The organism is Streptomyces sp. CNB091 (assembly GCF_000377965.1).
This window is the reverse complement of record NZ_KB898996.1, coordinates 283,680-296,012: the sequence shown is the minus strand read 5'-3', so window position 1 is coordinate 296,012 and position 12,333 is coordinate 283,680. Positions and strand designations below refer to the sequence as shown.

The 12,333-nt window shown below is 72.1% G+C and carries 11 protein-coding genes; 1 reads left to right on the top strand and 10 read right to left on the bottom strand.

Annotated features, from left to right (window positions below; translation table 11 throughout):
* Positions 1–19: 19 nt before the first annotated feature.
* From D581_RS0114915 to D581_RS0114870, 9 genes are all read right to left on the bottom strand, one after another.
* Positions 20–1,750 carry an acyl-CoA dehydrogenase family protein gene (locus tag D581_RS0114915; RefSeq protein WP_018958020.1) on the bottom strand — a complete coding sequence of 577 codons (1,731 nt, stop codon included), beginning with the start codon at positions 1,748–1,750 and terminating at the stop codon, positions 20–22.
* 63 nt (positions 1,751–1,813) lie between these two features.
* Positions 1,814–2,380, bottom strand: a complete 567-nt coding sequence (locus D581_RS0114910; RefSeq protein WP_018958019.1) for a PadR family transcriptional regulator — start codon at positions 2,378–2,380, stop codon at positions 1,814–1,816.
* A gap of 62 nt (positions 2,381–2,442) precedes the next feature.
* Positions 2,443–3,738 carry a cation:proton antiporter domain-containing protein gene (locus D581_RS0114905; protein ID WP_018958018.1) on the bottom strand — a complete coding sequence of 432 codons (1,296 nt, stop codon included), beginning with the start codon at positions 3,736–3,738 and terminating at the stop codon, positions 2,443–2,445.
* Between the two features lie 27 nt (positions 3,739–3,765).
* Positions 3,766–5,799: a CocE/NonD family hydrolase gene (locus D581_RS0114900; RefSeq protein ID WP_018958017.1), complete on the bottom strand. Its 2,034-nt coding sequence runs from the start codon at positions 5,797–5,799 to the stop codon at positions 3,766–3,768.
* A gap of 56 nt (positions 5,800–5,855) precedes the next feature.
* Positions 5,856–7,172, bottom strand: coding sequence for an ATP-grasp domain-containing protein (locus tag D581_RS0114895; RefSeq protein WP_018958016.1), 1,317 nt, complete (start codon positions 7,170–7,172; stop codon positions 5,856–5,858).
* A 368-nt stretch (positions 7,173–7,540) separates the two neighbouring features.
* Entirely contained in the window at positions 7,541–8,572 is a 1,032-nt protein-coding gene (locus D581_RS0114885; protein ID WP_018958014.1) for an iron-containing redox enzyme family protein, read from the bottom strand.
* Positions 8,569–8,832, bottom strand: coding sequence for a CDGSH iron-sulfur domain-containing protein (locus D581_RS0114880; RefSeq protein WP_469222508.1), 264 nt, complete (start codon positions 8,830–8,832; stop codon positions 8,569–8,571). Before D581_RS0114880 ends, D581_RS0114885 begins: the two co-directional genes overlap by 4 nt.
* Positions 8,816–9,535: a HemK2/MTQ2 family protein methyltransferase gene (locus D581_RS0114875; protein WP_018958012.1), complete on the bottom strand. Its 720-nt coding sequence runs from the start codon at positions 9,533–9,535 to the stop codon at positions 8,816–8,818. The genes D581_RS0114880 and D581_RS0114875 overlap by 17 nt, the downstream gene beginning before the upstream one ends.
* Before the next feature lie 41 nt (positions 9,536–9,576).
* Entirely contained in the window at positions 9,577–9,789 is a 213-nt protein-coding gene (locus tag D581_RS0114870; protein WP_018958011.1) for a hypothetical protein, read from the bottom strand.
* 230 nt (positions 9,790–10,019) lie between these two features.
* On the opposite strand from D581_RS0114870, the gene D581_RS0114865 reads away from it, so the two are divergent.
* On the top strand, positions 10,020–10,706 hold the full coding sequence (locus tag D581_RS0114865; RefSeq protein WP_018958010.1) for a DNA alkylation repair protein: 687 nt from the start codon (positions 10,020–10,022) through the stop codon (positions 10,704–10,706).
* Positions 10,707–10,743: 37 nt separating this feature from the next.
* Here the strand turns inward: D581_RS0114865 and D581_RS0114860 are convergent, their stop codons facing one another.
* Positions 10,744–12,201: an MFS transporter gene (locus tag D581_RS0114860; RefSeq protein ID WP_026290524.1), complete on the bottom strand. Its 1,458-nt coding sequence runs from the start codon at positions 12,199–12,201 to the stop codon at positions 10,744–10,746.
* Between the last annotated feature and the right edge of the window lie 132 nt (positions 12,202–12,333).

Genomic DNA, 12,333 nt, shown 5'->3' with positions numbered 1-12,333 from the left:
AGGTGCTCACGCCGAAGGGCTACTCCGCCATCTCGTACGCCCCCGACAGCGCCTCGACGCGCTCCCAGATCCGCGCCGAACGGGCCGCGTCGACGACGGGACGGCGTACCGCTCCGAGCGCCCAGCGCTGCTGGTCCTCGGTGGCGAAGTCCTTGCCGTGCAGTTCGACGGCGTGCGCCGAGAAGTCGCGCACGAGCACGGCGAACAGTTCGTCGAGCAGCTCCTCGTCGAGACCGGTCAGGCGGGCCTGCTCCAGGATCAGCTGGCCGTGGACGACAAGCGCGAACAACTGGCCGACGGCGAGGAGGAGGTCGAGGTCGCGGCTCTGCTCCTCGTCGGGGGCGGCCGTCTCGACGAAGGCGCACAGGGCGTCCGCCTGCTCGCGGAAGCGGGCGACGTTGGGCACCTCGGCGTACGCGTCGAACGCGGGGCGCCAGTCGTGGAAGCGTACGGAGCCGAGGCCGCGGGCGGGTCCCTGCCGGAAGAGGAACGCGTCGTCGGCGGCGTCCAGGCGCGTCGGGACGGCCGGGAAGTCGACCGGGTTCAGCAGGTGGTTGCGCAGGAACTTGAGGATCAGCGCGAGGTTCACGTGGACCGTGCCCTCCAGCTTCGGCAGGCCCCGGATCTCGACGGCGGCCTGGGCGAAGTAGGTGTCCTTCTCGAAGCCCTTGGCGGCGATGACATCCCACATGAGGTCGATGACCTTCTCGCCCTCCGTGGTCACCTTCATCTTCGTCATCGGGTTGAAGAGCAGATAGCGGCGGTCCTCGGGCCCGGCGGAGCGGAAGTAGTCGACGGCGCGGTCGCTGAACAGCTTCATCCCGACGAGCCGGACATAGGCGTCGGTCAGCTCGCGGCGCACGTGCGGGAAGGCGGTGACGGGGCGGCCGTAGAGGATGCGGTTGCTCGCGTGGGTGACGGCCTCGTACATCGCGTGCTCGCAGATGCCGATGGAGGCGGTGCAGAGGTTGAACTTGCCGACGTTGACGGTGTTGAGCGCGGCGTCGAACGCGGCTCGGCCGGTGTGCAGGATGTCGGCGGGGGCCACCGGATAGCCGGCGAGGCGGAACTCGCTGACGTACTTGGAGGAGTCGACGACGTTCTTCACCAGGTGGTACGCCTCGTGACGGCTGTCGGCCGCGAAGAAGACGTAACCGTCGGGGCCCTCGACGTCCGTGCGCCGGCCGAAGACGGAGACGAGACCGGCGGCGTTGCCGTTGCCGATGTAGTACTTGGAGCCGGAGGCCCGGAAGCCGCCGTCGACCTCGCTGTCCGGCTCCAGCAGCATGTCGGTGGAGTAGATGTCGGCACCGTGGGTCTTCTCGGAGAGACCAAAGGCGAACACCTCGCCCTGGGAGAGGAGTCCGGCCGCCCGGTCGCGGGCGGCGGCGTTGTCGCTCTGCCAGACCGGGCCGAGGCCGAGGATGGTCACCTGCCAGGCGTACCAGTAGTCCAGACCGTAGAACCCGAAGATCTCGTTGAGTGCGGCGATCCGGGCGGTGTCCCAGCGCTGGTCCTTGTCGCCCGCGGCGGAGGCGGGGGTCAGGAAGGTGACGAACAGCCCCTCCTTCGCGGAGAAGGCGAGGAAGTCGCCCAGCCAGGCGCGGGAGCGGTAGTCCTCGATCAGCCGGCGCTTGCCGCGCTCCTCGAACCAGTCGACGGTGGCGCGCAGCAGCCTGCGGGTCTCCGGGTCGAAGTGCTGGGGGTCGTAGGTACGCGGGTTGAACAGCAAGGACGCGGACTCAGCCATGGCGGTGCCTTCCGGGGAGGGTGGGGGTCGTGGTGGTTACGGAGGTGGTGGCCCGGGCGCCGTTCAGGCGTCCGGCTCCGAGGCCGCGAGCCGGTTGAGGGTGTCGAGTACGTCGTCGAGCCAGGCGATCGTCATGCGCTCGTACGCGATGCCGCCGCGCAGCACGACGTGCTGGAGCTCCTGCCCCGCGTCCAAGGGCGCGGGGGCGTCGGGCCCGGTGAAGTCGCGCACTTCCCCGGCGAGGTAGTGCGCGAGCCGGCCCCGGTGCGCCTGGTGGTGCCGCTCGACCTCGCGGATCAGGGCGGCCGGGTCGTCGAAGGCCGCTCCCCGGATCTTCACGGCGAGGTCGTGCCGGAGGCTCTCCGGTTCGATCGGCTTGTGCAGCCACGCGGCGAGGGCCGCGCGGCCGGTCCCGGTCACGGAGTACTCCTTCTTGTCCGGCCGGCCCTGCTGCTCCACCTCGCGGACGAGGAGCAGGCCGTCGGTCACCATGCGCGCGAGCACGCGGTAGATCTGCTGATGGGTGGCGGTCCAGAAGTACCCGATGGACCGTTCGAACCGCCGGGCCAGCTCATAGCCGGAGCCGGGCTTCTCCAGCAGGGAGACGAGGATCGCGTGGTCGAGGGCCATACCGCGATCCTTCTATGCAACTCGTTGCATAGACAAGTCGTGGGGCCCCGGTGAGACACGGCTCACCCGGGCTCAGGGCCGGGGCCGGTGCGGGCATCGCGTCGGGAGGACTCGGCCGAGCGCCGGTCGAGGTAGGAGGTCACCGGGGCCGCCGCCACCCCGTGGACCACGACGGAGATCAGGACGGCGAAGACGACGACCGCCCACATCTCCCTCGCGTACGGCCCGAACTCGCCCTCCCCGAAGGCATAGGCGAGATAGAAGAGCGAGCCGATGCCCCGGATCCCGAAGAAGGCGGCCGCCGCGCGCTCGTTCGGGCGGCCCGGGCCCCGCAGGAGGGCGAGCCGGCCGGCGGCCGGGCGGATGAGGAGGTGCAGCAGCACGCCGACCGCTGCCCCCCTCCAGGTGAGCGCGGCCAGGCCGCCGGAAGCGACGAAAGCGCCCACACCGAAGAGAAGAAGGGCCATCAACAGGCGTTCGATCTGCTCCACGAAAGCGTGCATCACCTGGTGGTAACCGTGGCTGCGCTCCGACCTGCGCAGGGCACACGCGGTGGCGAACACGGCGAGGAAGCCGTACCCGTGCAGAGCCTCGGCGGCGCCGTAGGACAGGAAGGTCGCCGCCAGCGCCACGAAGCCCTCCCCCTGCTCGGCGAGCCGCAGCGATCTGGCGCGGGACCGGAAGAGCACCCGCCCCAGCAGGAGGCCGATGGCGAGGCCCACGGCCACGCCCACGGAGACCCGGACGAGCACGTCGCTCCAGAGCCAGTGCGTCAGCCAGCCCCCGGTCCAGCTCTCCCCGGCGGCGGCCAGGGCGACGGCCGCGGACACGAACGGGAAGGCGAGGCCGTCGTTGAGTCCGGCCTCGCTCGTCAGCGCGAAACGGACCTCGTCCTCGTCCTCCTTCTCGGCGGACGGTTCCCCCACGCGCACCTCGGAGGCGAGCACGGGATCCGTCGGCGCGAGGACCGCGGCCACCAGGAGCGCCGCGGACACCGGCCAGCCGAGCAGCCCCCACACGGCCAGCGCCGTCGCCCCGATCGTCAGCGGCATCGCCAGCCCGAGCAGCCGCCAGGTCGAGGCCCAGGAGCTCCACCCGAAGGGGCGGTTGATGGCCAGGCCCGCTCCCATCAGCGAGACGATCACGCAGAGCTCGGTGAGGTGGTGCGCCCAGACGCGGTCGGCGACCGGGTCGACCGCGGGCAGCGGCAGCGGTGTCAGGTAGAGGAGCACTCCGGCGGCGAAAAAGACGATCGGCACGGAGACCGGCAGGCGGGAGAGCAGCCGGGGCAGCGCCGCGGCGAGAAAGGCTCCGATGCCGAGGCACGCGTACACCGCGCCTTCGGTGGTGATCGACACGTGCGGTGTCACCCTCCTGTCGTGTCGTCAGGCCAGATCGCGGGGAACGGTCTCGTTCCAGGTGCGGGAGAAGACCCGGCGGCCGTCTTCATAGCCGTCCAGGGTGGCGTCGACGATGAACTCGTCCGCGTTCGCGGTCAGGACGGTGCTCGTCTCGACCCGCACATCCCAGCCGGGCCGGGAGAACCGCATGGTCCACGCGGACCGGCCGCTCGGAGAGGTGAAGTCGTCGGCCACGGAGGTGTACCTCTCGCACGCCCGCAGCCCCACCTCGATGCCGTTCTCCTCGTACCGCTGCGTTCCTCGGTCCTTCACGATGTCGAGGGCCGAGTGGTAGTCCACCAGGCTCCTGGAGACGTTCCAGGCCTGCTCGGGTTCGGTCAGCCGGGTGACGGGCGGCGGTCGGCGCCCCTCCGGCTCCTCGAAGTCCGCCTGGGGCATGCCGTCCGCCTCCTCGGTGGGGCGTACGGGCAGAACCAGCTCGCCGCCGTCCTCATGGACGGTGAGCAGGGCGGGCGCCGGCGCCGGCCACACCAGGGGCCAGTACGAGGTCGAGAGGGAGAGCCGGACCCGGTGGCCGGGCGGGAACGCCTGCGCGACCCCGTTCAGCGGGATCCGGGCGTGACAGCGGCGGCCGGGTTCCAGCGGCCGGGGGTGCTCGTCGCTCTCGCGGTGGGTGAGGTTCAGCACGCCGTACGTCACCCGGGTGGCGCGGCCGTCCGGTGCGACGTCGGAGATCCTGGCGGTGATCTGGGCGACGGGGGCGGAGGCCGACACCTCCAGGCAGACGGACGGCGAGCCGAGGATCTCCATCCGCTCGGCGAGCGGTTCGGTCTCGAAGACCAGGGAGCCGCCGTCCTCCTCACGCTGGTCGTAGGGCAGGTCGGGGGGCGCGTTGTAGGAGGCCCACTTGCCGGCGAACTGGCCGACGGAGAGCGGCGACTGGACCGTACGCGTCCGACCGTTCGGCGGTGGCTCCTGGTCGTCCGCCATCACGATGGCGGAGCCCCGCAGCGGGTACGCCACCTCCTTGATCCGCGGTGAGGGCCAGGCGGGCTCGGCGACCCAGCGGCCGGGGCGCTCCTCGTACGACGTGGAGGGCGGGACGCTGTCCTGCATCCAGGTCCGGAGCATCGGCCCGTCCATGACCCCGTTGTCGACGCCCTTGAGCCAGTGGTCCCACCACTTGACGACTTCCTGGAGGTAACCGATGGCCGGGCCGGGCTCGCCGAGGTGCGGCAGCTTGTGGGACCAGGGGCCGATCAGCCCCTTGCGGGGGACGTCCACGTTGGCCAGGAGCCGGGTGACGGCGTTGGAGTACCCGTCGGCCCAGCCGCTGGAGGCGAGGACGGGGCACCGCAGCCGCGCGTAGTCCTCGTTGAGCGAGGCGTGCTGCCAGTAGGCGTCGCGGTGCGGGTGGCGGAGCCATTCGAGGACCCAGGGCCGGGCGGCTTCCAGCCGTTCCCGCCACATGTCCCGCCACCGCTCCCCCACCACCGCGGGGTCGGGCGGGCAGGTGGCGTACGCGAACATCGTGCCGGCTTCGGCGAGGTTGTCGGAGAGCATGGCGCCGCCGAGGTAGTGCATGTCGTCCGCGTACCGGTTGTCGGTGAACGAGGCGATGACGATGGCCTTCAGGCTCTCGGGCCGCCGGGCCGCCGTCTGGAGCGCGGCGAAGGCGCCCCAGGAGATGCCCATCATTCCGGTGCTCCCGTCGCACCAGGGCTGGGCGGCGACCCAGGCCAGCACCTCTTCGGTGTCGCGCTGCTCCTGCTCCAGGTACTCGTCCAGGAGCACGCCCTCCGACTCGCCCGTCCCCCGCAGGTCCACGCGTACGCAGGCGTAGCCGTGGCCCGCGATGTACGGGTGGTGGATGGCGTCGCGGGTCGAGGTGAGGTCGTTCTTGCGGTAGGGAATGCACTCCACGACCGCGGGGACCGGCTCCCCGTCGGACGAGGCGGGCCGCCAGATCCTGGCCGACAGGCGCACTCCGTCCGCCATGGTGATGGTGACGTGGTTCTCTTCCCTCGTCTCGTGAGGGAGTTGCTCGACGTATCGCATACGGGCGGCGGCTTCCTTCCTGACGTCGGGTCCGGTGGGGGCGGGTACCCGGGGCGTCACGAGGAATTCCGGCCGCGCCCGCCCGGGCGCGTCTCGTCGAAGCTCAGGCCGAGGGCCGCGACGCAGGCGTCGAACTTGCGGCGCAGGTCGTCCTCGTCGTCCCCGCCGGTGAAGATGTGGGCGACCTCGTAGCTGTAGCTGTCCTGGCCGCTGACCGAGGAGAGCCGCTGGCCCTCGGAGGGGACCATGTCGATCCGGACGCCCGGGATCTCCCGCTCGATGGCGGCGATGTCCTCGGCGGTCGGCACCTGGTGGACTCGGCCCTCGCCGAACCAGCGGTAGTACCACTTGGCGGCCAGCTTGTAGCGGCCGCCGCCGGGCGGCAGGGCCGGGTCGCCGCCCAGGGCGAGCCGGAACATCCGATGGTGGTTGGGCACGCCGTCGACGAAGTCGAACATCTCCGCGTGCGACTGGGAGTGCCGGGGGTTGATCTCCAGCAGGCTGATGTCGGCGGTCTTCGGGTCGTAGAAGTACTCGATGCTGAAGGTCGCCGCGTCCATGCCGATCTGCCGCATGGTGCGTTCGCTGACCTCGTGCAACCGCTGGATCACCGGGGCCGGGAGGGTGCTCGGGTACTGGTGGCGCAGGAAGGACGAGGAGCCGGGGTAGTTGATCGAGTCGATCACGCCGTAGACGGTGACCTCGCCACGGTGGACATACCCCTCGACAGCCACCTGGATACCCGTCATGGCCTCTTCGGCCAGACAGACCTGCCCGCCGACCCCTGCCATGTCCGGCGGGAGTTCCAGAAGATCGAGTATGGCTTCGAAGGGCTTTCCCACCCGGGCTATTCCCTCGCGTATCTCCGTGACCGCCGACCGGAATTCCGTCATGTCCGAGACGCCGAATGCCAGCTCGGAGGAGTAGGCCAGGGCGGGCTTGAGCCACATGGGGAAGTTCACGCCGTCCGGCGGCCGGGGATCGTCGCTCTCCAGATCCACCCGGCCGAAGCGGGGGTACTCGTCGATGACCTTCTGCTGCTCCAGCCGACTCCAGTACTTGTGCTCGCACTTGACGACGGATTCCAGGTCGGCACTCGTCGTGCCGTACTCCCTGCTCAGCATGGGTACGAGGGTGCTCACGGGGAAGTCCCAGTAGCCGACGATCGCGTCGATGCCTCCCTCATGCGCGTCGAGGACGGCGCGGGCGCGGGTCATCAGTTCGTCGAGGGTGGTCTCGTCCTCCTGCAACTCCTTGATGCTGAGCAGGGGGTGGAGGCGGTGGTGGCGGGCGTCCGGAACGGCTTCCAGCGTTCGCAGGTTCGCCTCGTCCATTCCGACGATGAAGATGTTCTTGCGCTGGTCTCGGGACACGGGCTCTTCTTTCGGTCGATCGGCGGGGACTTGCGCCGTCTACCCGTGTGCCTGTGTTCAAACGGAGTCACCCGAGGCCGGGGGCCGGGGGCCGGGGCGGGTGTCAGGCCCGGGGCCTCGTGCGACCCCCGGGCGGGGCCTCGCCGGTGATGCCGGCGGGCGGAGCGGAGCTCGCGGCACCGCGGCGGGCGGTGGACGCGGACGCGGCGATCCGGGCCACGGCGAGTTCGGACGGCGTCGACCGGGGCACGCCCTCTCCCGAGCCCGTGGAGCCGGCGTGCCGGCCGGAGTCAGCGCGGCACAGGCGGTGTTCGTGGAGGGGGCACGGTGTGGCGGTGTGGGACACAGCCGATTCGGCCCGCCTCTCCTCAGGGCGTCAGCGGTGTGCGCAGGGCCGAGCGGCCCTCGCGCCACGCCCCCAGCAGGTGGTCCCCGAGGAGGTCTTCCAGGTGGCCGGTCGCCTCGATGCCCAGGACGACGTCCGCCGCCAGGCCGGGCTCGTCCTCCAGCAGGCCGCCGATCACCTCGTGGCGCACCACCTGTTCGTGGACCGCGTCGGCTTCCACGTGCTCGTCGTAGAACCGCTGGGCGGCGGGGCCCGCGCCTGCGCGGCGCAGGGCCTCGGCCAGCCTTCTCGACCCGGGGGACGAGGTGATCTCCACGGTGGCGAAGTGCCCGACGAGCGCGCCGCGCAGCCGCCGGTGGAGACCGAAGAGGGACATCAGGTTGACGGTGGCCAGGGCCTGGGCGGGCGCGGCGTCGAGGTAGCGGCCGTACCGCGCGTCGAGGCCGAGGTCGGTCATCAGGTCGGCGAAGAGCTGGGCGTGGATGTCCTCGGCCCGGCCCGCGCCGAATTCGTCGAACTCGACGGCGACCATCGCCGCCTTCGCCCGGCCGTGGAGCCTGGGCACCACCCACAGGTGCGGGTCGGCTTCCTTGAGGTGGTAGAGGGAGCGCACGGCGGCGTACTCGCGCAGCTGCCACAGCTCCCCCTCCCGCCGGAGGTGGTGGCTGACGCTGCGGCCGTCGTCCCCCACGGGCTCCAGCAGAAGCGCGTCGACCGCCTGCGCCACGTCCTTCCCGCCGGGGCCGCTGTCGCGGCGCAGCGCGTCCAGGAAGACGTCCTCGGCCGCCGCGCGCACGGCGAGCAGGGCGGGGTCCCATTCCAGGCGCTCGTCCACGCCCGCGAAGCCCCGGTAGTGGAGCTCGTACAGGACGTACAGGAGCAGCTGGAGGTCGTCCCCGTACGGGTCGGAGCGGCGGACCGCACCGGCTTCGGGCAGAGGAGCTCCGCCGCCCGCCAGCACGGCGAGGACGCTCCCGCTCAGGGGGCCGCGCGCCCGGGGGAGTCCGGGAGACGCCACGGGGCTCCTGTGGATGGTGATGTCCGGGGTCGTCACGGTCGGGACTCCTCCTCGCCCTCCTGGGGCTGTCGGCCGCCGGGCGGCGCCCCGGAGGGCCCGGCCGGCTTGCGGCGGCGGTGGCTGGTGTCGCACCACGGGTAGGTGCGGCTGCGGCGGCAGGTGCAGAGGGCGACGACGAAGCGGTCGGACCGGGTCGTCGTGCCGTCGTCGCCCACGACCTCGACCGGCCCCTCCACCAGAATCGGGCCTTCCCGGTTCACCACCACGCGGCGGGGCGTCTCATTCCTTCCGGGCACGGATCACCACCAGCTCTTCCCTGTCCAGACGGTCCCGCAGCAGTCCCTTGTCCCGCAGCCAGGCCGCCCGGCGTCGGGTGACCGGGCCGAACGGGATCGTCACCCGGTCGGTCACGGTGACGTCCAGTCCGGCTGCGGAAAGCCGGCCGACCGTCTCCTCGGGGCGGCTCAGCCCCGACTGGACCAGCAGGAGCAGCCCGCCGGGGCGCAGCGCGGTGAAGGCGTCGTCACAGATGCGGTCGAGGATCACCCGCCCTTCGGGCCCCGCGTCCCAGGAGCGGCCGGGCCCGTGCCGTGGCACCGACAGGCCGGGAGCCGGAACGTACGGAGGATTGCTGACCACGGCGTCGAACGTGCGGCCGGGCAGGGCCCCGAGCAGGTCGCCCCTGCGTACGGTGACGGACAGGCGGGCGAGCGCGGTGTTCAGCCGTGCGGACGCGACGGCCCGGCGGCTGATGTCCACGGCGGTGACGCGGGCGCCGAGCCGGGCGGCGTGCAGGGCCAGCGCGCCGCTCCCGGTGCAGAGGTCCAGCAGGTCCGTGCCCGGGCCGATGCCCTCGCGGCGCATGGCCAGGGCGAGGAGAAGGGTGTCGGTCTGTGGCCGGTAGACGCCGGGCAGCCGCACGACCCGGCCCGGCCGAGGAGCTTCCGCGCCCGGCCGCCGGACCCTGCCGGACTCGTCGGGCAGGGCCGGCCGCACCATGGGGCCGTCCTCGCCCTCGGGTACCCGAACCTCTGGCCCGTTCAACGGCCGGGACGCCCGTCGGGGCGGGCCTGCCGCTCCTGGCGGCGCGCCTCGGCCTGCCGGCGTCGGCCCTCCTCCTTGCGGTCCTGGTCGTCGAGCGCCTTGCCGTCCGATTCCGTGGCCAGTCCGCGGGCCTTCAGCACCTTGGCCCGCAAGATCCTGCGTACGTCACGCATCGTGTCCTCCTGTGCGGTCAGTGGTAGTTCCACCATCGGTCGGTTCAGGTCTCCTCGCCCCTGGCGCGCACCTCAGGGTCCGCTATCCGGGCGTGTCGGTTCCCGGTGGCTCGCGCCGCTGTACAGGAGTGACCCCGAATGGCCCCGCCAAACATGCGGCGCTCGCCGCACCGGGTACACGGGCCGTGCGCCGGAGGTCCGTCGTACGCTGAATCCGACGTTCGGACCGGCAGGGGAACGGACGAGCGGACCTACAGGAGGCCGAGGTGGCCGCAGGGACGCCGGCCGACGCGACGGTGGCCGAGGTGATGGCCGAACTGGCCGCGCTGGAGGATCCGAGGGCGCGCGCGGTGAACGAGAAGCACGGCGACGATCACGGGGTGAACCTCGGAAAGCTGCGTGCCCTCGCGAAGCGGCTGAGGACGCAGCAGGAACTCGCGGGCCGGCTGTGGGAGACGGAGGACACCGCGGCGATGCTGCTGGCCGTCCTGATCTGCCGGCCGAAGGCGTTCGAGCGTGACGCCCTGGACGCGATGGTGCGTGAGGCCCGCGCGCCCAAGGTGCACGACTGGCTCGTGAACTACGTGGTGAAGAAGAGCCCGCACGCCGAGGAGCTGCGCCTGGCCTGGACCGCCGACCCGGACCCCGTGGTCGAGAGCGCCGGCTGGGCGCTCACCACCGAGCGCGTCGGGAAGAAGCCCGAGGTCCTCGACCTCCCGGGGCTGCTCGACGTCATCGAGGCGCGCATGAAGGACGCTCCTGACCGTCTGCAGTGGGCGATGAACCACTGCCTGGCCCGGATCGGGATCGATCACCCCGGCCTCCGCGCCCGCGCCGTCGGCATCGGTGAGCGGCTGGAGGTGCTCAAGGACTATCCGACCTCTCCGGGCTGCACGTCCCCGTTCGCCCCCGTCTGGATCGCCGAGATGGTGCGCCGGCAGGACGCCGCCTGAGGGCTGCCCGGCCCTTGGCCGACGTCTCCGGCGGTCCTCAGGTCCGGGCAGCCGAAGGATCGCCGTCTTCCTCCGCCGAGGCCGGGGTGGGGGCGGGGGCCGGGCGCGGGCCGGGGACGCGGCGCGGTCCGATGAGCGTGACGGTGGTGAGCACGGCGACGATCGCGAGCGCCGCGGACACGCCCAGCACGGCTCGGGCCCCGTCGGTGACCGCCTGGGCGCCGTGGCCGCCGTGGAGGGTGAAGACCGCGCCGAGGGCCGCGGTTCCGACCCCCGCGCCGAGGGACGCGAGGGTGGCGACGGTCCCGGCGACCATGCCGACCCGTTCGGGGGCCGTGACCCGCACGGCGACGGCCATGACGGGTGCGCCCGCGATGCCGCCGCCCGCTCCCCAGGCGAGCAGCGGCATCAGCAGCGCCCACCACGGGGTGTCGGGGGTGATCAGCAGCGCCAGAGCGGCGAGGCCGACGCCCTTGAGCGCGTAACCGGCGCCGATGACCAGGCCGGGTGCCCAGCGGCCGATCAGTTTGGAGCCGACCAGGCCCATGACGATCTGGGCGAGGAAGATCGGGGTCATCAGCAGGCCCGCCCCGGTCGGGCCCATACCGAGGCCGTCGGAGAAGTACAGCACCAGGTAGACCGAGCCGCCGATGGTCAGGACACGGCTGAGCAGGACGGCCAGCATGGCACCGGAGAACGCGGGCCGGCCGAACATCCGGAGCTCCAGCGTCGGCGCGGGCACCCGGAGCTGGACGGCCAGGAAGGCGGCCAGCGCCAGGCAGGCGGTGAGCAGCACGGCGGTCTCCCGCCCGGACCAGGGTGCGTCGCCGGAGCGGAGCATCAGCAGCGTCGCCGCGCCGAGGCCGAGCATGAGCAGCAGGCTGCCGAGCCAGTCCGTCCGCCCCGCCCCCGGCGCCCCCGGGGAGCGGGGCAGCACGCGTACGGCCAGCACCCAGGCGGCCACGCCGAGGGGCAGGTTGACCGCGAAGACCGCCCGCCAGCCGAAGTTCTCGGCCAGCACCCCGCCGAGGGTCGGCGCGAGCAGGCCCGCCGCGGTCGCGAACGAGCCCCAGGCGCCGATCGCCAGGTCGCGATCCTCGCCCTCATAGCGGTCGGAGAGCAGCGGAATGCCGTTCACCATGATCGCGGCGGCTCCCGCCCCCTGGACCACACGGGCGGCGTTGAGCCACAGCAGATCCGGCGCCACGGTCGCGGCCAGGGAGGCCAGGGTGAACACGGCGATCCCGGCGAGGAACAGGGCCCGTCGGCCCCAGCGGTCCGACAGGCTTCCCACGACCTGGGTGAGCGCGCCCATGGCGACCATGTACGTCACCACCACGGACTCGGCCGAGGCTCCGTCCGCGACGTCGGCGCTGATCAGCGGGAGCCCGATGGCCACGATCGTCAGGTCGACGACCACCAGGCCCGTGGAGGCCATCACGAGCACCAGCACCCCGCTCAGCGGCGGAAGGCGTCGGGACTTCTGAGCAGGCATGCGGAATCGGCCTCCGGGCTCGACGGGCGTGGACGGCCCGCACGGCGAGAGCAGGCGAACGAGCCCTGGAGGCCCGCGACATGGCCAGCCTGGCTCCCTCCATCGCTAAAGTCAACATGCGTGTAGTTCAAG

Excerpts from the sequence above, each read along its gene's own strand:
- D581_RS0114915 (WP_018958020.1), bottom strand. The coding sequence starts at position 1,750 with ATGGCTGAGTCCGCGTCCTTGCTGTTCAACCCGCGTACCTACGACCCC.
- D581_RS0114910 (WP_018958019.1), bottom strand. The coding sequence starts at position 2,380 with ATGGCCCTCGACCACGCGATCCTCGTCTCCCTGCTGGAGAAGCCCGGC.
- D581_RS0114900 (WP_018958017.1), bottom strand. The coding sequence starts at position 5,799 with ATGCGATACGTCGAGCAACTCCCTCACGAGACGAGGGAAGAGAACCAC.
- D581_RS0114875 (WP_018958012.1), bottom strand. The coding sequence starts at position 9,535 with ATGGTGCGGCCGGCCCTGCCCGACGAGTCCGGCAGGGTCCGGCGGCCG.
- D581_RS0114870 (WP_018958011.1), bottom strand. The coding sequence starts at position 9,789 with ATGGTGGAACTACCACTGACCGCACAGGAGGACACGATGCGTGACGTA.
- D581_RS0114860 (WP_026290524.1), bottom strand. The coding sequence starts at position 12,201 with ATGCCTGCTCAGAAGTCCCGACGCCTTCCGCCGCTGAGCGGGGTGCTG.